Annotated in this window: 16 protein-coding genes; 9 read left to right on the plus strand and 7 right to left on the minus strand. The window is 40.9% G+C overall.

Annotated features, from left to right (window positions below; translation table 11 throughout):
• Nucleotides 1-84 precede the first annotated feature (84 nt).
• The gene (locus tag R0J88_RS02290) at nucleotides 85-1,041 is read left to right on the plus strand and encodes an IS110 family transposase (protein ID WP_410898937.1); all 957 of its coding nucleotides are present in this window, start codon (nucleotides 85-87) and stop codon (nucleotides 1,039-1,041) included.
• Here R0J88_RS02290 and R0J88_RS02295 read toward each other — a convergent pair whose 3' ends face one another.
• From R0J88_RS02295 to R0J88_RS02310, 4 genes are all read right to left on the minus strand, one after another.
• Complete coding sequence (locus tag R0J88_RS02295) at nucleotides 1,042-2,457, minus strand: serine hydrolase (RefSeq protein ID WP_410898938.1); 1,416 nt, start codon at nucleotides 2,455-2,457, stop codon at nucleotides 1,042-1,044. It abuts the gene before it with no gap.
• Between the two features lie 86 nt (nucleotides 2,458-2,543).
• The gene (locus R0J88_RS02300; protein WP_410898939.1) at nucleotides 2,544-2,969 is read right to left on the minus strand and encodes a hypothetical protein; all 426 of its coding nucleotides are present in this window, start codon (nucleotides 2,967-2,969) and stop codon (nucleotides 2,544-2,546) included.
• 128 nt (nucleotides 2,970-3,097) lie between these two features.
• Nucleotides 3,098-4,290 (minus strand): IS3 family transposase gene (locus R0J88_RS02305; RefSeq protein ID WP_410898940.1). Its coding sequence is split into 2 segments (ribosomal slippage): nucleotides 3,098-3,982 and nucleotides 3,985-4,290, totalling 1,191 coding nucleotides; the frame shifts between segments, so codons are not numbered across the junction.
• A 73-nt stretch (nucleotides 4,291-4,363) separates the two neighbouring features.
• Complete coding sequence (locus tag R0J88_RS02310) at nucleotides 4,364-4,780, minus strand: tetratricopeptide repeat protein (protein ID WP_410898941.1); 417 nt, start codon at nucleotides 4,778-4,780, stop codon at nucleotides 4,364-4,366.
• Nucleotides 4,781-5,493: 713 nt separating this feature from the next.
• On the opposite strand from R0J88_RS02310, the gene R0J88_RS02315 reads away from it, so the two are divergent.
• From R0J88_RS02315 to R0J88_RS02325, 3 genes are read left to right on the plus strand one after another with little or no spacing between them, the layout of a single operon-like run.
• A complete protein-coding gene (locus R0J88_RS02315) occupies nucleotides 5,494-7,347 on the plus strand; it encodes a CIA30 family protein (protein WP_410898942.1) in 1,854 nt (617 codons plus the stop codon).
• 27 nt (nucleotides 7,348-7,374) lie between these two features.
• A complete protein-coding gene (locus tag R0J88_RS02320; RefSeq protein WP_010556810.1) occupies nucleotides 7,375-8,415 on the plus strand; it encodes a sensor histidine kinase in 1,041 nt (346 codons plus the stop codon).
• Nucleotides 8,412-9,200 carry a LytR/AlgR family response regulator transcription factor gene (locus tag R0J88_RS02325; protein ID WP_410898943.1) on the plus strand — a complete coding sequence of 263 codons (789 nt, stop codon included), beginning with the start codon at nucleotides 8,412-8,414 and terminating at the stop codon, nucleotides 9,198-9,200. The genes R0J88_RS02320 and R0J88_RS02325 overlap by 4 nt, the downstream gene beginning before the upstream one ends.
• Nucleotides 9,201-9,217: 17 nt before the next feature.
• On the opposite strand, the gene R0J88_RS02330 is transcribed toward R0J88_RS02325, so the two are convergent.
• Nucleotides 9,218-9,622, minus strand: coding sequence for a hypothetical protein (locus tag R0J88_RS02330; protein WP_410898944.1), 405 nt, complete (start codon nucleotides 9,620-9,622; stop codon nucleotides 9,218-9,220).
• 195 nt (nucleotides 9,623-9,817) lie between these two features.
• Between R0J88_RS02330 and uvrA the strand changes: the two genes are divergently transcribed.
• The gene (gene uvrA, locus R0J88_RS02335) at nucleotides 9,818-12,400 is read left to right on the plus strand and encodes an excinuclease ABC subunit UvrA (RefSeq protein WP_410898945.1); all 2,583 of its coding nucleotides are present in this window, start codon (nucleotides 9,818-9,820) and stop codon (nucleotides 12,398-12,400) included.
• A gap of 52 nt (nucleotides 12,401-12,452) precedes the next feature.
• Here uvrA and R0J88_RS02340 read toward each other — a convergent pair whose 3' ends face one another.
• Together R0J88_RS02340 and R0J88_RS02345 are read right to left on the minus strand one after the other, a co-directional pair.
• Nucleotides 12,453-13,070 carry a LysE family translocator gene (locus tag R0J88_RS02340; protein WP_006792663.1) on the minus strand — a complete coding sequence of 206 codons (618 nt, stop codon included), beginning with the start codon at nucleotides 13,068-13,070 and terminating at the stop codon, nucleotides 12,453-12,455.
• Nucleotides 13,071-13,141: 71 nt separating this feature from the next.
• The gene (locus R0J88_RS02345; protein WP_410898946.1) at nucleotides 13,142-15,604 is read right to left on the minus strand and encodes a prolyl oligopeptidase family serine peptidase; all 2,463 of its coding nucleotides are present in this window, start codon (nucleotides 15,602-15,604) and stop codon (nucleotides 13,142-13,144) included.
• Between the two features lie 164 nt (nucleotides 15,605-15,768).
• Here R0J88_RS02345 and R0J88_RS02350 point away from each other — a divergent pair, with 164 nt between their 5' ends.
• The 4 genes from R0J88_RS02350 (at nucleotide 15,769) to R0J88_RS02365 (ending at nucleotide 21,527) form a co-directional block, all read left to right on the plus strand.
• Nucleotides 15,769-16,773, plus strand: a complete 1,005-nt coding sequence (locus tag R0J88_RS02350; RefSeq protein WP_410898947.1) for a LacI family DNA-binding transcriptional regulator — start codon at nucleotides 15,769-15,771, stop codon at nucleotides 16,771-16,773.
• Complete coding sequence (locus R0J88_RS02355; protein ID WP_410898948.1) at nucleotides 16,770-17,999, plus strand: glycosyltransferase; 1,230 nt, start codon at nucleotides 16,770-16,772, stop codon at nucleotides 17,997-17,999. The genes R0J88_RS02350 and R0J88_RS02355 overlap by 4 nt, the downstream gene beginning before the upstream one ends.
• A gap of 107 nt (nucleotides 18,000-18,106) precedes the next feature.
• Nucleotides 18,107-19,333, plus strand: coding sequence for a threonine/serine exporter ThrE family protein (locus tag R0J88_RS02360; protein WP_008129681.1), 1,227 nt, complete (start codon nucleotides 18,107-18,109; stop codon nucleotides 19,331-19,333).
• Between the two features lie 145 nt (nucleotides 19,334-19,478).
• The gene (locus tag R0J88_RS02365; protein ID WP_410898949.1) at nucleotides 19,479-21,527 is read left to right on the plus strand and encodes a S9 family peptidase; all 2,049 of its coding nucleotides are present in this window, start codon (nucleotides 19,479-19,481) and stop codon (nucleotides 21,525-21,527) included.
• Nucleotides 21,528-21,543 lie beyond the last annotated feature (16 nt).

Consider the following 21,543-nt stretch of genomic DNA (forward strand, 5'->3'; position numbering starts at 1 on the left):
AACGCGACAAAGGACTCCAAGCACCACACTCGAATAGTCTACTGGGTCTCGAACCCGCATTATGCAAGTAAGAGTTAGCTTATTATGAATACAAAAACAAAGCAAAACATAAACGTAGGTGTTGATACCGGAAAGTACCAACTCGATATTTATATCCGTCCATTGGACATTTACTTCACTGTTCCAAATGATGATAAAGGCATTAAAGAAGCCGTCAAAACGATTAAGAAATACAAGCCTGAGCGCATCGTAATTGAAGCCACTGGTAGGCTTGAAATGCCCTTTATTTTGGCTTGCGCTAATGCCAATTTACCTTTCACAATCGCTAACCCTATTCATGTTAAACGGTTTGCGGGAGCAATAGGCCAACGAGCCAAAACCGATAAGCTTGATGCGCAATTAATTGCGCATTATAGTGAAGCGATTAAACCTAAATTATCACAGCTTAAGCCAGATACCATGCAGGCAATGAGTGATTTAGTGACTCGACGTAACCAGTTGCTTACGATGCAAACAATGGAGAAAAATCGCTTACAAATAGTGCCCAAAGCACTGGCGATGACAATCAAACCAGTACTAACTTTATTTAATAATCAGATAAAAAAGATTGAAGAAAAAATCGTTAAACTCATTGAAAGCTGCCCTGAATACCAAGCTAAAAATACGATATTACAGAGTATGACTGGTATTGGAAAAATAGCTGCTGCATCAATCATCAGTAACCTACCTGAGCTGGGTTACATCAACAGCAAACAAGCAAGTAGCCTGATTGGTGTTGCCCCAATGAACCGAGAAAGTGGTCGATATAAAGGCCATCGAAAAATTCAGGGTGGTCGACCTCAAGTGAGAACGGTTTTATACATGGCGATGATGTCAGCGATGCAATCAAACCCAGTTTTCAAAGTAACATATCAACGTTTATTGGCAGCAGGGAAACCAAAAAAAGTAGCCATCATCGCCTGTATTAGAAAGATGATTGTGATATTAAATTCGATGCTAAGAGACGGTGTAATGTGGGAAGCGCCAAAAGTTAATAATTAACTATTGACGCCATAGTCTCTTGTTATGACCGTAATTATCACTCACGTAATCACTTTTAAAACTACCATCAATAGTTAAAGATTTGCTAAAAGTACTTTTCGCAGCCTCGCTATCTCCTTTCGATAAATAGGCGAATGCCAAACTGTCGTAGGCCTGCGGTGCATTGGGAAACAATGAAACTAAATATTCGAACATATCAAATGCTTCGGTCCATGATTTTGTACTAAGTAGTTCCATTCCTACTTCATTAATTGTTCTGCCGATGAATCGACTGTAACCATTGTCTTTATAAACCTGTTTGAAGTGTTTATAGAATTGTTGTTTTCCTTTTGATTGATAGTACTTAAAGGCAAAGTTTTTTTCCAATTGTCTAATTGGTTGATACTCACCATTTTTGATGTAAGAGTGTATTCGACCAGAAATGCGTTCGGCAACTAAGTGATCAGTGTTTGCCAGAACAACTATTTCATAGCTAGTGTCCAAATCTACTTCCGCGGCTGCACTGACGCCCTGACCACCTCCATATGCGCCCCAATGGGAGCCGTCCATTGCAAATAAATGGCGATTAATCGCGTCTGAGTTTTTTAATAACTTGTTGCTATAGAATAAGGCTCGATAAAATCGTTGCACATCCACAACAGTCGATTCAATGCCGCCATCGGGACTAGGGTGTTCATTAATTCCGACCTTTCTCAAATTGCCATTGTACTGGAATGTATATCGGACTGACTGATATTCATGAGAATTAACCGGCCTGAAGGTCGTTGAAGACATCTCAACCCGATTGAAGATATTGTTTTTGAGTAGTTCTTCGAAAGGCTTTCCAGTTACTTTCTCAAGAATCACTCCTAATACCACATACCCATAATTTGAATATTTTCGATCAGTTCCAGGTGTATATAAAAGGGGGTTATTTATCAATAACTTTATTTTCTTGTTTAGAGTGTCAAATGCAAGTTGATTCTGACGATATTCGGCCACAAAGATATCAGCAAAGCCTGCACTATGATTTAGTAGGTGCTCAATCGTGATTTTATCAGCATCAGGTTGTTTGAACCCCAACTCGAAGCTAACTAGTTTATCACTTAATTTTAATTTGCCAGCCTCAACCTGTTGCAAGATCAAGACCTTGGTAAAGTCTTTCATGATTGAGCCAAGATTAAAGCGACTTTGAATGCTGTTCTTTATTTTTTCTTCGACATTCTGAAAGCCATAAGATGACGCAAACTCCACCTCATTATCTTTAGTTATCAGTAATACGCCGGAAAACCAGCCCATCTGCTGGTATTGCATGGCGATGCTGTCTGCAATCGTTGCGAGACTAACAGATTTATCTTGCTTTATATCCTCACTGTCCAAAGCCAGTGAATAACTGGCAAAGAATAAAAGAAAGATTAAAACTAAATTTTGAACCATTTGGCGGAATCCTTTCTGTCGTAACGCCCAAATAACAGGCTAAAAATAGTGGGCTAAAATGGAGCGAAGCGAACAGCCCGCTGTTTTTAGTCCTTGTTGATTTGCTTGTTAGGGCTTAATGCTCGAATAGATTTTAAGAACTCTTTACTAAAATCGAGGTTAGCCCAAATTAATTGAGTACCACCACAATAACCCGTTATCCAATTAGAGTCGTCTGTAAAAGCAACATACTCTTTCCCCAATGAAAAAGACATTCCGTGACATGCATTAACGTCCATTACGGAATATATGACTTTTGTGTAATTGCCCTTAAGCATACTTTTATTGTCTAAAGTGATTTTTTGATAAGGTCTATTCTCTTTATCAAATAAAATCTCCAACTTCATAATACGCCCATTTAGCACATTACTAGCGTTACCGAAATGCACAGAAGGTGGTTGTTCTGCACAACTGCAAGCAAGGGTGTTAGCACTAAACAGTATAAAAGAAATAAAAAACGCTAAACGATACACCAAATTCTCCCTTGAGCCCTAACGCCCCATTAAGGGGAAATTTATAGTTGGCTAAAATTACGAGCGAAGCGAGAAAAGCCAACTGTAAATTTTGATCTTCACCCGATAAAGTGGACACCGTCCACCTTTCAATTAACTGCCAATTCAAACTCGGCAGGTGATTTATATCCTAAACTCGAATGCAATCTCTGTCTATTGTAAAAATAATTTAGGTAAACCTTTAATTTTGATAATAGTTTACCGCTACTCTCAAATTTATTTCCTCGAATTAAGTCTGCTTTAAGCGAATGAAAGAACGACTCGACTTCTGCGTTGTCAGTACAACACCCAGGCCTATTCATACTGGCTTTGATGTTTTTGCTAGCCAAATATTTTTGTACAACGTGTGCACGGTATTCTGCGCCTCGGTCTGTGTGAAATAATACACTTTCTGTTGGCTGTCGTTTTTTTATCGCAAGCCTTAGCGCCTTTAACGTAAGCTCTGTTGTTTTGTTTTTACCAAACGCCCAGCCGATTACTCGTCGTGAATATAAGTCGATAACCACTGCAAGGTAATGCCAACGAGCCCCGACTTTTAAATACGTAATATCGCCAGACCACTGTTGGTTGATTGCTGTGGCCTTTTCACTATCTTTGCGTTTATTTTCTATCTCTTTATAAAAGAACTTAACCTTCGCCGGTTTACTGTAAGTCTTAAGCGCCCTAGCTCTTAAACCGTTTTCTCGCATTAAGCGGGCAACACGTTTTTGGCTTGTGTTTACACCTTCTTTTTTTAGCGCATGAAATACGCGTGGGCTACCATAGGTTTGATGATTGACATTGAAGACGTGTTTTATCTTAAGCAACAAATTAGCATCTGACAGCGCTCTAGCTGACACTGTACGCTTACGCCAAGCATAGAACCCACTACGCGACACATTAAGCCAAGAACACAAGTATTTGACGCCTAAGGCTTGTCCGAACTTTTGGATGAATCCAAATCGTTCTGATGTACTTCCGCCAGATACCGTTGCCACTTTTTTAGCAGGTCATTCTCCTGCTTGAGACGCTCATTTTCTTTCTTAAGCTTTTGAATGTTATCCAGCTCTTTTTTTGTTAGGAGTTTACTCATTGTTTTGTTGTTGCTTTGATAGCGCGGCGTGTTTTTAAACTTACCTTCTCTATACTCTTTTCGCCAACGACTAAGCATTAACGGATGAATATCCAGCGCCTCGGCAACGTCCTTTGACATGACATCGTCTCGTAAGCTTAGTTCGACTGCTTTGATTTTGAAATTAACGGGGTAAAACCATGTCTTTCTAGGTTGGGTATATCTAGGCATGTTAGCCTCCTCAAAGTGATGAGGAGGTGTCCACTAAAACGGGTGAGGAGCATTTTCCCGCTTGAATGGCTTGTTATGTGGATTCACTCAATTCTATGAGTATTTCACTTATATCTTGCCTTAATGATAAATCTGATAATTTATTAGCCGATTCTTGTGCCAAATTAGCATATTCCCATGCTTTATCAAAGTTGCGCAATTCTTTATATTGCTCCGAAATTGCTAGGTTAATTGAAGCAATATAATCGTTGAAACCTTTAAGAACGGCTAAGTTGAGCGCTTTAAAATAAATGGGGAGAGCTTTTTCTGGATCACGTGTGTAATCACCTAACGTTTCCCATTGGAAAGGATGATCTAAATCTGAATTTTCATGAGTTTGGCAAATTAAATTTAGTTGATTATACGCTTGCCACTCTACAGTTTTATCTTCTGCATTTACGATCTCTAATGCTAAATCTAAAACTTTTTCATAATGCGGTGGTTGATTCATCCTGTATCCACATAACAACTTTATCAGAGGACACTTTCCTCTTTTTATGAGCAATGTATGTCCTCTTATTTATTTTTAATATTAATAACAAATCCTGTAACACATTGCGAGTATTAAACTTTAAGTCGGGCTGTTAATTAACAACAGGCAGAAAAGGGGAAAGTGTCCTCACTTTCTGACTTAGGAGGAAAAACGCCATCGCTTTAGCAAATGCAGTAATTAAAAATTTAAAATGAAAACCAAAAGCTTTTTTAAACCATTTTACCACCTCTAAAAAATAGCAACGATAATATAAGTAACTACTTTAAATACAATTGTTTGTGTAAGGCTATTAAAAAGGTAGATTTTTTACCGGTGGTAGCTGTAAAAAGAAGGTGATGGAAAGTCGAGGGTCGAAAGTCGAGGGTCAAATCTTGACTTCAGACATTAAGATTTTTGACTAACTATTTCTCGCTCATCACTGCCCTTAATAACCATTCAAACATGATCAAAGTTTAAAGCTTTGCTTTAAACTAGGCACGTAACCTATCGCTCATTCAAAACACTTAATTTAGTTAGCTTGGGCGCCCCACCACAACGCTTATTTACTTTTGTGTCGGTTCAACTGCCAATAATGTCGATTCAGATAAACATTAATGAAGCAGGTTATAAAACTCGCTAAATTTCTTATCAACAAAACGCCAAATACCTAATTTTTGATAAGGAATACAGTCATGAACATTATTACAAAAACAGTTATAGCACTGAGTTTAGCAAGCCACTTTAGTGCTCACGCCATTGACCTGCGAGTCGACAACATTCGTTTATACCAAAGTAGTTCGCAAAGCTTTTCTGCACCAAGTTCGCTATATATTGATGAGGGAAAAATTGTAAGCATTACTAAAGCGACTGACCCACTACAAAACGCAGATAAAACAATTAACGCCAACAACCAGTATGCAATACCCGGTTTAATTGATTTACATGTACATTTAGGCTCATCGGGCAGTAACTTTACTGAGTTTCAGTATTTGCCGGTTAAAGCGCACTTTAATTCTAATTTGTATTTAGGCGTAACTAACATTGTTGATTTGTTTTCGTTCGAACAAACCCTAAACGAAGCTGCGCAATTAAAAGCAGCCCAACTAACCCCTAACCTTTTTTATGCAGGTACATTGTTTACTAACCCTGGCGGGCATGGCACGCAGTTTGGTGGCCAAGCATACGAAATTGCAAAAGATGAAGACATAGCAGCGCTGTGGCAAAAACATATAAGCACTAATCCACATGTAACTAAAGCGGTTATTGAAACCTTTGGCGGTGTAGGTAAATCGATAACTGATAGCCAACTGGCTGAGCTAGGTAAGCGCTCTAAAGCCGCTAATTTACCGTATTTTGTGCATGTTTCTACACTAAATGATGGTAAACGTGCTATTAAGGCCGGTGCAACGGCTTTAGCGCACGGTATTAATAGCGAAGCGATTGACGATGAATTTATTACGCTAATGAAACAGCATAATGTAACCTACATTCCTACCCTTGCGGTGTACCACAATCATAGCGATGAAAAGTATAACCATACTATTAGCTCACAAAGCGAGTTACTAAAAACCATTCCTGAAAAGCTTCAAGGGTGTTTGTTTGAAAAGGTGCCTGCACCTTCAAAGTGGAAAGAGCACGCATGGGATGAGCGTAAAACCGCTTATGCAAATATACAAAAGCTTCATAAAGCTAATATTACTATTGGCACAGGCTCTGATGCCGGAAACCCTTACACGCTGCACGGTACAGGGTTACACAACGAGTTAGATGCGCTTAAAAAAGCAGGCCTAACTAATGGTGAAATAATTAACGCAGCAACGGTTAACGGCGCAAAAGCGATTAATAAAGCCGGGAGCATTGGCAAACTTACTAAAGGTTTTGAGGCAAGTTTTGTACTGCTTAAACAAAACCCACTTAGTGATATAAATCATATTCACACTATCTCAGAGGTGTATAAAACAGGTTTAAAAGTAGACCGCTCAGCGCTTATTGCTCAAAACAAGGCCATTACACCACAGGGCCCTACCTGCAATGAAGAAGTTAAAAGCAGCCAAGCACAGCATACTATTGATGATTTTACCGGTGATACACCATGGCAAGCTATGAGCGATTCGGTAATGGGTGGGCAGTCTGTTGCAACGCTTACCACGCATAAAAATAGCTTAACTATTGATACAACCATTACAAAGCCTACCAGCTTTGGTGCATGGGCGGGCGCTGAAATTAAGTTTTCGTCACCGGCTGATGCCTCAACATTTAAAGGTATTCGCTTAACCTATAAAGGCTCAACTACACCTTTTGCTATGTCTGTTTATCATAGTGATGTAAAAGATTGGGATCACTTTAGTGTACTTTTAAAACCACGCGATGAGTGGACCACGCTTGATATACCTTTCACTACATTTAAACAGTTTGGGTTTGGTAGCCCCGTTACGTGGTCGGCAACAGAATTAACAGGGGTTAATTTAATGTGGCGTAAAATGCCAGGCGCAAGCAACGAGCCGTTAAAAAACACATTACAAATCAAAGAGCTAACTTACTTTTAAATAAGTAACAGTCAAAACACAAACTCTTTGGGTTTTGACTGTTTTTTGTTATGGTTTAATCACTTACAAAAAGAAGCACCTATTATGCTCAAACATCCTTTTTACAAATACAGCTTTTTTATTCTACTAATTGTTGATATTGCTTACGCCCTTGGACTCATAATTGCTAACTCTGCGCCCTTAACAGGCGGCAGTGCACTCGCCGCAACCGTATGGTTTATTACTTTTTATTGGGTTCCGGTATGGAGTGCGGCAGCGGTTATTTTTTACCTGCGCAATAAGCACATTAATAAAACAGCACTTGAATGGTTAATTGCCGTTGTATTTATGGCCCTCGGTAATGTGCTTACCGATGTATTACTGACACTGCTTTTTGATGGGCATAAATCAATGGGGATATTTGTTGTATTTAACGGCTTACTTTGGGGCTCGTGTATTTACCTTACCAGTATTTTTATTGAAAGCAAAAAACGCGTAACTGCCGAAAAACATGCGCTTAAACAAGCCCAACTTGCTACATTGCGATACCAGCTAAACCCTCATTTTATGTTTAATAGCTTAAATACAATTTCCGCTTACATACACACAAAACCCGATTTAGCAGATGAAGTACTGCATGAACTCGCTGATATTTTAAGGTACTCGCTTGATACCGCAGAGCAACAGCAAATACCTTTACAGCAAGAGCTTACCATAATAGAAAAGTACCTAAATATTGAAAAAGCACGCTTTGGCGATAAGCTTAAGGTTAATTACCACATTCCTAATACCCTTAAAAACAAAACGCTACCACCTCTACTTATTCAACCTATTATTGAAAATGCAATTAAGCACAATGCTAAACAAACCTCACTTACACTTAATATTACCCTGAGTGAAATGTCTAACGGGGTTAAAATTGTGATAAGCGACAACGGAAAAGGCTTTACTGACGATGTATTAAAATGTGGCTACGGAAAAGGTATAGGGATGAAAAACATTATGCTACGCGTTAATCAACTTGGACAAAGTAAAGTATTGCTCAGTAATGATAATGGTGCTGTTGTTACGCTGGAGCTAGCGTTATGAACAATATAAACCTGCCAAATAAAACGACTAAAATGCGCATAATGTTTGCCGATGACGAGCTTCCTGCTCGCGAAAAATTAAGCCATCAATTAAGCTTAATGGAGCATGTTGACGTGGTAGGCATAGCCACAAATGGCAAAAAGGCCATTGCATTAATTAATGAGCTGACTCCTGATGTGGTATTGCTTGATATTCAAATGCCTGAAATTAATGGCCTTGAACTTATTGATTTACTTAACTACCAACCCATTATTATTTACACCACCGCGTACGACCAATTTGCGATTGAAGCATTTGAGCACGCCTCAACTGACTATTTACTCAAACCTTTTCCAATTGCACGATTAAAAAAAGCGTTAGCCAAAGCGCAGCAGCAATTAGAGCAACAACGAGCGCATACTCATGTAACTAGCTGCGCAGGTGAACCCGCTTTTACACTCACCGAAAGTTCATTAAACAAGCTAGTTAGTAAAAGTGGCGAGCGCATATTTTTGCTTTCCCCAAGCGACATTAAATTTATTAAATCAGAGCAAGGAAATAGCTTAGCGTGGAATGGAGAAACGTTTAATCATTTGAGCGACACGCTCGATCAGCTTGAACACGCCCTAGCCACGCACAATTTTGTGCGTATTCATCGCAGTTATTTGGTTAATATTGACCATATAAAAGAAATACAGCGCTGGTTTAACGGCAAGCTAATGGTGATTGTAAATGATGATGTAAAATCGGAGCTTAGCACCAGCAGAGCCGGTGCCGATAAGCTAAAACAATTACTGCATATTTAGGCTTATTTTAAAGTTAGCTACTGATCATTACTTGAGTAAACACTTAAAATAGGAAATTTATATTCAGCAAACGAGACAGTTACCGACTGCGTTTCGTTACCCTTAAAACTTAATTTAAAAGGTTGAGGAGGTAGTCGCGTTCCATCAGCGAACAAAGCCAGTAAATGGTCTTCGTTAAGCTCACGATTACCCGTCGATAAATTAGTGAGTGTTATTACTGCCCAACGCTCACCCTCGTTATTGCTCATCAATATGTAATTTAACACCTCAAATTCGCCTTTTTTGGGTGTGATATTAGCATCGTTTGGAAATGCTAAATGCAAGCTACTAGGTATAGCTCTGTCTACGTTTATTACGTTCTCAGTATTTGCCAATACCGAAGACGACAGTATAACCAACATTAAAATCCATGCTTTAATCATATCAATAACCTCCTTCAAGCGTACTTAATGACGTTTGTATAGTCTACATAGTTAAGCATACTCTCAGCATTTACCTATTATGTAAACATACACAACAAATTCAATAATGCTCACTAAGCGCTCATTCAGTGTTGCTTGTGTAACCTCAGCTTTAATTTCACCTAATAAACATGGCGATTAAACGGAGAAAATTACATGGCAACCACATTTAACAGTTCAGGCGCGATTGAAAATTCGCAATTGGCTTTATTAAACACTGAGCACAGCATTCAAGTAAGAGGCGCACGTGTTCATAACTTAAAAAATGTGGATGTAAACCTGCCCCGTAATTCGCTTGTGGTGTTTACTGGTATATCGGGCTCGGGTAAATCATCGCTCGCCTTTGGAACATTATTTGCTGAATCGCAGCATCGTTACCTTGATTCGGTATCGCCTTATGCACGCAGGTTAATCGATCAGGTTGACGAACCCGACGTAGACTCAATTGAAGGACTGCCACCAGCAGTAGCAATGCAACAACAGCGCGGTGCGCCTTCTGTTCGCTCATCGGTTGGCAGCGTAACTACTATTTCTAACGCGCTGCGAATGCTTTACTCACGCGCTGGCGAATACCCTAAAGGGCAGAGCATTTTGTATGCCGATGCGTTTTCTCCAAATACCCCCGAAGGTGCATGCCCACAATGTTCGGGCATTGGCCGCACTTTTGAGGTAACCGAACAACTACTTGTGCCCGACAATACAAAAACGATACGCGAAGGCGCAATAGAAGCTTGGCCACCAGCATGGCAAGGTAAAAACTTAAGTCGCATACTGGTATCACTTGGTTACGATATCGACATACCATGGTATGAGTTGCCGCAAAAAGCACGCGATTGGATTTTATTTTCAGACGATACCCCCACTGTGCCTGTTTATCCAGACTACACTATTTTAGAGGTTAAAAACGCCATTAAAAATGGCGAAAAACCTCGCTATAAAGGCACTTTTACCAGTGCTAAGCGCTTTGTTCTTAAATCTTTTGCTACAACACAAAGTCCTCGTATTAAAAAACGAGTGTCGCAGTTTATGCAAATATCCCCATGCCCAAGCTGTAAAGGTAAAAAGCTTAAAAAAGAGTCGTTATCGGTTAAAGTCGCAGGCCTTGATATAGGCGAAATTTCGCAGTTAACATTGAACGAACTTGCAGATAAATTAAGCATTGCCGCTAATCCACCTGCTAAAAGTAACGCTACAAACCCAGAAAAAGCCATCGTCGCTAAGCGTATTACAAGCGATATTATTAAACGTATAGAGTCACTGACTAAACTTGGCCTAGGGTATTTATCGCTTGAGCGCACCACCCCATCGTTATCACCAGGGGAGTTACAACGTTTGCGGCTAGCAACGCAACTTCGCTCAAAATTATTTGGTGTTGTGTATGTGTTAGATGAACCTTCGGCAGGTTTACACCCTGCCGATACACAAGCACTTTTAAGCGCATTAGATGAACTAATAGCCGCTGGTAACTCTGTATTTGTGGTTGAGCACGACGTAAGTGTTATTCGACATGCCGATTGGGTAGTCGATGTTGGACCAAATGCGGGCTCCCATGGCGGTAATATAGTTTATAGCGGCCCTGTTGAAGGCTTAAAGCAAATTAGTAGCTCACACACTAGTCAGTATTTATTTAAAAATAACCAAACCCAGCAGGCACCCATACAAAACAAGCAACGCCAACCTAAAGCGTGGCTAGCGCTTAAAAATGTTGAACGTAATAACTTACAAAAGCTTAATGTAGAATTTCCGCTTGGGGTTATTACAAGTGTTACGGGAGTATCTGGTTCTGGTAAATCGAGCTTAGTAAGCCAAGCACTTGTTGACTTGGTATACGATGCACTTGGGCAAAAATCGCAACCACAAATGCCAACCGACGAAGCAGAGTTACTCGAGCAAGAGCTCAACGTAGCAACCGGCGGGCAAATAACTCTGGGCATTGAGCACATAAAGCGCCTAATTACGGTTGATCAAAAAGCCATTGGCCGTACGCCTCGCTCAAACCTTGCAACGTACACGGGCTTATTCGATCAAGTACGTAAACTGTTTGCCAATACCAAAGAGGCAAAAAAGCGAAAATACGATGCCGGTCGCTTTTCGTTTAATGTTAAAAAAGGCCGCTGCGAAAACTGCGATGGCGTAGGCTTTGTAAGCGTAGAGCTGTTATTTTTACCCAGCGTGTATTCGCCTTGCCCTGTGTGTAATGGAAAGCGCTATAACCAAAAAACACTCGACATTACCTATAAAGAGAAAACCATTGCCGATGTTCTCAACTTAACCGTTGAGTCAGCGCATACATTTTTTTCCGATGAACCCGCTATTTTGCGCACGCTCAATGCGCTTTTACAAGTAGGCCTTGGCTATTTACGTTTAGGGCAACCTGCTACTGAACTTTCGGGCGGCGAGGCACAACGTATTAAACTTGCCACTGAACTACAACGTACACAGCGTGGCGATACGCTTTATATTTTAGATGAGCCAACCACAGGCCTGCACCCAAAAGATGTAGCCATGCTAATGGCGCAGTTAAATGGCTTAGTTGATGCTGGCAACACCGTCATTATGGTTGAGCACGATATGCAAGTAGCCAGTAACAGTGATTGGGTTATTGATATTGGCCCAGGAGCTGGCGACGAAGGCGGGGTAATAGTTGCACAAGGAAAACCTGAAATGGTCGCTGAATCACAAAAAAGTAAAACGGCGCCATTTTTACAAGCACAGGTAAATCACGCAGGTTCTAATTAAAAATTAATAGTCGTTATGCGCAAAATAATAAAGAGCCACGTGCTCTTTATTATTAATCTAAGGCTAACCAAACACCTACAAGCATCATTAAACTGCCTGCAATTCGGTTCATCCATTTAATATTATCGCCTCGGGCTAAAAACAGGCGCAGGCTTTTACCACCTGTTGCATACGCTAACATACTTACAAATTCGGTTATCATAATTACGCTAAGTAAAATAAATAACTGTGGCGCAACAGCCTGATCAACACTAATAAACGGCGGCAATAGTGAGATCATAAACGCCCACCCTTTTGGGTTAGCAACAGCGGTAATAAACCCTTGCGTAAAAAGCGACTGCCTACTTACATCACTTGGGCTATGTGTATTAACCGACATTTTACCTTTGGCGCGCCACATATTTATACCTATGTAAATTAAGTAGGCACCACCGACCCACTTTAAAATAGCGAACGCATCAGGGTAATTTAGCATGACACTTGCAACCCCAAGTACCGCCGCAATAGCTACACTCGCAACTCCCAATAACTCACCTATCATCATCCACAAGGTGCGGCGCACACCGATACTCATACCTAATGTCATGGCAAGCGTCATGCACATACCCGGTGTGATAGATACAAAAAAGAACGTAGGAATAAAAACTGCCAGTGCTGCTACATCAATCATTAATTTACTCTCGTATTCATAACAAAAACGCGGCTATAAGTAGCCGCGCTGTTGCTTACCTATGTGTATTGTTATTGCTGGGTATTAACAGCAGGCTCGCTAACGACCTCTACTGGCTGTGGTGTATCATTTAACAAATACTTATCTAGCCACTGCTCTTGCTCCCACAATACATGTAATAAGCTTTTACGTGCGCGGTAGCCATGAGCTTCGTAAGGCAGCATAACTAAACGGGCATCTTTTCCTAAGCCTTTAAGCGCGGCATACATGCGCTCACTTTGCATTGGAAAAGTGCCTGAATTAGGATCCTCTTTACCGTGTATCATGAGCATTGGCTCATTGATTTTTTCGGCGTGAAAAAACGGCGACATATTAGCGTATACACTTTGCGCCTGCCAAAAATCACGTTCTTCTCCCTGAAAACCAAACGGTGTTAATGTGCGGTTATATGCGCCACTTCGAGCAATACCTGTTTTAAATAAATCACTATGCGCCAATAAGTTAGCAACCATAAATGCACCGTATGAGTGCCCTGCTATGGCTATTTTGTCTTTATCAGCAATCCCCTTTTCAACCAGTACATCTACTGCTGCTTTGGCGCTAGAAACCAGCTGTTTTCTGAAGTGATCATTTGGCTCACTACCATCAACACCTACAATCGGCATTTTAGGATCGTCAAACACGGCAATACCTTTGGCAAGGTACGGCATTGGGCCCCAGTAACCAATATACGTAAACTCGTAAGGCGACTCGCGAACTTGCGACGCTACTGCTTTGTCTTTGTATTCAAGCGGGTAAGCCCACATAAGCACAGGCAAAGTGCCTTGTGTTTTGTCGTACCCTGGTGGTAAATATAACGTGCCAGAAAGCTCAACACCGTCGTCGCGCGTGTAACGCACTTGTTCTTTTGTTACCCCTTTAAAAGCAGGGTATGGGTGTTCAAATTGCGTTAGTTGGGTTAACGAATCGTCATCTAAATCACGAATAAAAAAGTTAGGCTGCTCAGTTTTAGACTCACGAACAGTAATAAAGCGTTCGCCTTCGTCATCAAGCAGCGCCCTTACACGCTCGTAATAAGGCGCTTTAGATTCCCATAAACGCTTGCTACTATTTGTTTTTACATCGTACCTGTCTAAAAACGGGATGTTACCTTGTTCTGACGCGCCATTGCCGCGCAGGTAAATATAACGCCCACCAACCACTTTAATTACATTAGCACCTAAATCGTTACGCTCGTAAATAGCATTACCTGGGTCTTTATAAGCATCGTTATAACTACGCTCTGAAAACAGCACACGGTTACTATCTGCATTACGCGGCTGTATTACATACGTGCGTAATTGACGGTCGCTGAAGCGCCAATCGCTAAGCATAGCAATGTCGTTATTAGCCCACTCCATACCCGCATAACGACGTTCTACTTTTGCAAATAACTTTGGCTCGCGTTTAAACGGCGCACGTAAGCTATAAATGTAATCATGGTGTGGCACGTCAGTTTTCATGTCGCCGCCATCTTGCTCTTCTGCCCAAATAACTTCAGCACCCTGATCTGCTCGCCATTCAAAATTACGTCTTCCTGTACGCACACTGTCGTAACCTTGTGGAATATTATCGGCCAAAGGTTGCTTAGCAAGCTCGGCTAATGCAAAACCGCGCATACCCCATATTTGCCACGTTGTCGCAAAGCGGCTGTAAGGTACTTGATACGAAAACGGCTCGTTAATTCCCGCCACCAAAATATTAGTCGAGTCGGGCGACACCGAAAACGATTTAAAAAGTGCAGGACTGCCAATAGCTTGAGCTTTTCCATCAAGAGTAATGTAAGCCAACTGGCCTTGACCAAAAAACTTAAATTGAGCTTCATCAAATGGGCTCGTTAATAAATTTTGATACGTGCGTGCAGGGGCTTTTTCGCCAGTGCTTTGCTGAATAACTGGCACAACATTTTGACTGTTGTTTTCTAGCCGTGGTTTACCAACATTTACAGCAAGGTTTGCAATAATGGCTGTGCTGTCTGGTAACCATTGGTATGGCGATGCCGTTAAAACTGAATTTACCGCAGCACTCGATAGCATTTTTGCTTGTTTACTTTCAACACTATAAAGCCATAAATTTGCTTCGTTTGTTTGTTCAACAATAAACGCTAAGTATTTGCTATTAGAAGACCACTTAGGCGAGCGAATAATACCATTTGGTAAGTTATTAATATTAATAACAGTACCACTTTGCACATGTTTAAGTTCTACAGCACTAAAATTTGCGCGCACCCGTGTGCGTGAAAAATTAGCCGGGTTTAGTTTAATCCCCGCAAGCTTTAACTCTTCAATTGCAAGCTCATCAAGCGATACAACACGCCTGCGTTCAAATAGCGCAAGCCACTGACCATCACTTGATAAGTAACTTGTGGGCGCCAATTTAGCATCTACCACTGCCGCTAAATCAGGCGAAGGAGTTTGGTAGCCCTGCTCTGCATGACTAAATGGTAGTAATACAACACAACAAATAAAGGCAACTAACAGCCTAAAAGCGTTCATGTTTTTATCCTTTTGTTATTTTTTACACAATTAAGTGTATATAAACACGTTTTGCTTTGTTCATAAAGCATTAAGGTGGCTCAACACATGGCAAAAGATGACTTAACAGCCCAGTTTAAGCTACACTAACGCGTTTTTAATTTATCACTGCGACAAACACAACTATGCATAACAAAGCTAAATCTGTCACAATTTTTGATGTTGCCGACCTTGCAGGTGTGTCTAAGTCAACGGTGTCTTTGGTGCTTACTCAAAGTAAAAAAGTCAGTGATAAAAGCAAACAAAAAGTATTAAAAGCAATTGATGAGTTAGGCTACGTTTATAATCGCGATGCCGCAGCTATGCGCTCAAAGCGCTCTAATTTAATCGCTGTGGTTATAAATGATTTAACTGACCCTGTTATGGCACAGTTGGCCACCGAGCTTGAGCTAACATTAAACAATGAAGGTTTTCAGGCCGTTATTGTTAGCAGTAACAATAACGTTGAGCAGCAAACACAGGCAATTAATAAACTAAAAGAATACAACTCCGCCGGATTTATAATTTGCCCTGTGACTAATACATGCACCCAATGGTTAGACACATTAAGTTCTCAGCATAGCGTTGTTACCTTAATGCAAGAGCTTGCATTTAGTAATGCACCTTGTGTGTTACCCGACTACAAAAAAGCAAGCCATATAGTTAGCATGCATTTACTTTCTCAAGGGGTTACAAACATTGCGTTTATAGGCAGCAATTTACAATTAAGCAGCTGCTTAACACTTCAACACGGCTTTAATACCGCATGTGCACAACACAGTATATCGCCACTAAACGCAATCGAATGTGGTGAAAATTCCGCTCTTAGTGCCAAAAATGCTTTTGCACAGGCTTATAAAAGCACCCCTGCTATTAACGCCATTGTGTGTGCGAATGACATTATCGCCCACGGCGTGCTAGCAAGCATTAACACATTAAACTTAGCAGCTAATCAACGCATTAAAGTAGTAAGCTGTCAGCAAGTTAAAAATAGCGCCTTACTTGACGATACATTAACGAGTGTTGCAATCAGCACGCATGAAATCGCGAAACGTTGCCTTTTAGTACTACAAGAACTATTACAAAATACAGCCCCACCGGTTAAAACACTGGTAAATGTTAACTTACAAATTAAAGAGTCTAGCCAATGAAAAAAGTGCTGGTAATTGGCTACGTATGGCCAGAGCCCAACTCATCCGCTGCGGGTACGCACATGATGTCATTATTGAACGCATTTACAGCACAAAACTGGCAAGTGGAGTTTGCTACTCCCGCTCAACGCACAGAGCACATGGTAAACCTTGACGACTTTGGTATAACAAGCCAAAGCATTGCCCTTAATTGCGAAAGCTTTGACGAATACGTTAAAGCCTATAACCCCGACATTGTAATGTTTGACCGGTTTATGATGGAAGAACAATTTGGTTGGCGCGTTGATAAGCATTGCCCCAATGCCATTAAGATTCTCGATACCGAAGATTTACAGTGCCTGCGAAACGCACGCCATGAAGCGCACAAAGGCGAGCATGAATTTACAACCAGCGATTTACATTCAGACATAGCTAAACGCGAAATAGCGGCTATTTTGCGTTGCGACCTAAGCCTAATTATTTCAAGCTACGAAATGGAATTACTCAATAGCGTATTTAAGGTCGAACCAAGCTTATTACACCATTTACCGTTTATGGTCGATTTAATCTCGCTGCCCGAAACCACAAAAAGCTTTGATGAACGTCAGCACTTTATGACGATAGGTAATTTTAGGCATGCGCCAAACTGGGATGCAGTACTTTACTTACAAAAAATATGGCCGCTTATTCGCAAGCAATTACCAAAAGCAGAACTACATATTTATGGCTCTTACCCGCCACCTAAAGCCACTGCGCTTAACAACCCAAAAACCGGGTTTTTAATAAAAGGCTGGGCCGATAACGCCTATGATGTAATGCAAAGTGCGCGCGTATGTTTAGCCCCTCTTAGGTTTGGCGCCGGTATTAAAGGTAAATTACTTGAAGCCATGATTATGCAAACACCCAGCGTTACCACTAGTATTGGTGTAGAGGGCATGCACAACGATTTACCTTGGTCTGGTAAAGTGGCTAATAATACCGAAGACTTTGCAAATGCAGCCGTTGAGCTTTATACCAATGAAACCGATTTTAAACATGCCCAGCAAGCTGGCAATACGCTACTTAACACCGTATACGACAAAGTAAAATTGAGCGCGGCACTCATTAATAAAATAGATGCAATAAGCAGCGATTTAAGCACGCATCGTGAAAAAAACTTTACCGGACAAATGCTCAAACATCATACAATGCGAAGCACACAATACATGGCGCAATGGATAGCGGAAAAAAATAAAAAATTAGATTAAAAATGACTAGACACACACCAATTAGTCTTTAAAATCGCGCCCATTACATATGGGCGTTTTAGCCTATACTTTTAGCTAATTTATTTACACACTGGCCTAAATAAGATTTGAAAACTGCAACCTTTACAGAAAAACGCAAATTTATCGTTAAGTTGGGTAAAATGCTTCATAAATACGGTACGCCTGCCTACCGCCTAGAAGCACACTTAATGGAAGTCGCCACATACTTAGGCCTCAAATCGTCGTTTGTTATGTCGCCCACCTCGGTCACCTTTGTTATTTGGACCGACGGCCATGAAGATGAGTATACGCATGTGGCACGAGTTGACCCAGGCGATCATGATTTAGGATCACTTGCCGATACCGACGACCTTGTAAATAAAATGCTTAATGAAGAATTGTCTCTTCAAGAAGTAGACCAACAGCTAGATATAATTTTTGATGCCCCTAACCCTTACAATAAATTAACGACAGGTATTGCATTTGCAACCTCGGGCGGCGCATTTGCAATGCTTATGGGCACCAGTTGGACCGATGTAATTTGGTCTGCGTTACTCACCCTTGTGGTGTATATGTTTGTATTGTGGTCTATGCGCTCTAAACGTGTAGCGCATATGCTTGAACCACTTGTTGCTATTGTTTCAGCAATTATGGCCTGTGCTGTAAGCGTTTATATAACACCCGAAGTAAACATACGCTTAGTGGTGCTTTCTGCCATTATTGTATTTATACCGGGCCTTGCGCTTGCACTTGGATTGGCAGAGCTTGCAGCTCGCCACTTAGTCTCGGGTACAGCAAGAGTAATGGACTCATTTATGCTGCTGTTTAAACTCTATTTTGGTGGCTTTATAGGTATAGGCATTGGCTTTGCACTTTTTGGCCAAGCAGACTTTGTTCAACCGGAGCCTTTACCCAGCTGGACACCTTGGCTTGCTATATTTTTACTGTGTAGCAGCCTAATAGTTATATTTAGAACCAAACTAAAACATGCGGGTTGGTCTATTGCATCAGGCTTTATAGCCTATGGCACAAGTATTGGGTCAGCAATGTATTTAGATTACACATTGGGTACTTTTGTTGGCGCGTTATCGGTGGGTATTTTTAGTAATTTATTTAACCGTGTTGCTAATGCGCCGGCTTCAATTGTGGCAATGCAGGGCTTGATTGTATTAGTCCCAGGTAGCAAAACCTACATTGGCTTAAATTCACTTATTGAAGGCCAAGACTTCATATATGCAGAGCATATAGGCCAGCAAACATTTTTAATATTTATGTCGCTTGTAGCCGGGCTTATATTTGCAAACGTTGCCTTACCGCCTAAAAAAAGTTTATAAAAAGCAGCGCGGTACATTCCGCGCTATTCATTATTTATTTTATCACCTTCATTTAACGCCCTCTTTTGAGCATTAATCGCATTTTTTAGTTTATTAACCTTAGCTTGTTATACTAATCTGGATTTTAAAAATAAAGGATATAACAATGCTTAAGACAAGCTTAGCGCTAGCAATCGGGCTTTCAAGCAGCCTTGCATTTGCGCAATCAGCAATCACAGTTGAAGACATTCCAAAAGTAAAATCGGTAATACAAACAAGTATTAGCCCAGATGGTGAAAGCGTTGCATTTACACGCTCGTTACCACGCAAACTTTACGTTGACGAAAATGGCAGCAATTACAGCGAACTTTACGTTGTAGACGATGAAGGTGTTGAACGCCCATTTATTACCGGCTCGGTTAATATTAAAAGCCTACAATGGTCAAACGACAGCAAAACAATTTACTTTTTAGCAAAGCTTAAAGACGATAAATTTACTTCGCTTTACCAAATTCCTGTTGATGGCGGACAAGCACAAGCAGTTATGTCGTTAAAAGGGACTTCTATTTCAAGTTATCAACTAAGCCCAGACAATAAACAGCTTGCGTTATTAGCGATGCCCGCTGCCGACAAATCAGATAAAGAATTAAAAAAACTTGGTTTTAAAGCAGAAGTATACGAACTAGGTTTAAAAAACAAACAACTCTTTGTTGTTGATTTGGCAAAAGCAGATAAACCATTATCGCCAACAGCCATAAACATTGATAGCTATGTAAGCGATGTTAACTGGTCAGCCGACAATGACAAGCTACTCGTTAAAACTCAACCTACAGCACTTATTGACGATCGCTATACTAAATCAATGTGGCACCTTTACGATATTGCTAACGAAAAAGTAACCTTATCGTTTAAAACACAGGGTAAACTGGGCGATGCAGAGCTGTCGCATGATGGTAAATACGTCGCTATTTTAGGCGCAGAAGATCAGCACGACCCAGCAACTGGCCGCTTATTTATTGCTGACACTGAAACCGCAAAAATCACTGAGTGGCTACCTAACTTTATGGGCCACGTAGTTGATTTTGAATGGTCGCATAAGCGTAACACGCTTAACTTTATTGCCAATGTAGGTACGCAAAGCTTTGTTGCCAGTATCAAAGCAGGCTCTAATAAATACAAAAAGCTAGTTGATGAAGGCCAATTTATTGCAACGCAGTTAAGTGTTTCTGACTCAGATAAAACATTGGCACTTCGTGGTAACAGTGCTAAGCACCCTAACGAAGTATTTATTGTGCGTAGTAAAAAAGCAAAGCGTTTAACAGACTCAAACAGCTGGCTGAACGATAAACGCTTTGCTAAACAAGAAACGATTAAACTTAAAGCGCGTGATGGCGTTGAACTAGACGGCGTACTTGTATACCCGCTCGATTACAAAAAAGGCACACGCTACCCACTTATTATGTCAGTACATGGCGGCCCAGAAAGTCACGACAAAGATGGGTGGATCACCAATTACTCTCGCCCTGGCCAAATGGGTGCTGCACGTGGGTACGCGGTATTTTATCCAAACTATCGTGGTTCTACAGGTAAAGGCGTTGATTACTCAAAACTAGGGCAAAACGATTACGCTGGTAAAGAGTTTGACGACCTAGTGGACTTTAAAAACCATTTAGTCGACATGGGTCTAGTTGACAGCAAACGCGTTGGTATCACAGGTGGTTCTTACGGCGGTTACGCCTCTGCTTGGGGTGCAACAAAACTAACTGAACATTTTGCAGCAAGTGTTATGTTTGTGGGTGTCACTAACCAACTTTCTAAGTTTGGTACCACTGATATTTCAAACGAAATGCACCTAGTGCATGCCCGTTCATACCCGTGGGATAAATGGCAATGGTATTTAGAGCGCAGCCCAATTTACTGGGCTGGTCAGTCAGAAACACCGTTGCTTATTATGCACGGTAAAGACGATCCACGCGTGCACCCTGCGCAATCTATGGAGCTTTACCGCTACATGAAAGTACAAGGTAAAGATGTACGCCTTGTTTATTACCCGGGTGAAGGCCACGGCAACCGTAAAGTGGCAGCACAATACGACTACAGCTTACGTTTAATGCGTTGGATGGATAACTATTTAATAGAGGGTAAAAAAGACATGCCTGATTACAAAATAGACCACGCAGCAAAACTTAAAGCAGTAAAAGATGCCAATAAATAATTTGTGGTAAGTTAAA

Source organism: Pseudoalteromonas sp. SIMBA_162 (assembly GCF_046535955.1).
In the GTDB taxonomy this organism is placed as follows: Bacteria; Pseudomonadota; Gammaproteobacteria; order Enterobacterales; family Alteromonadaceae; genus Pseudoalteromonas; species Pseudoalteromonas marina.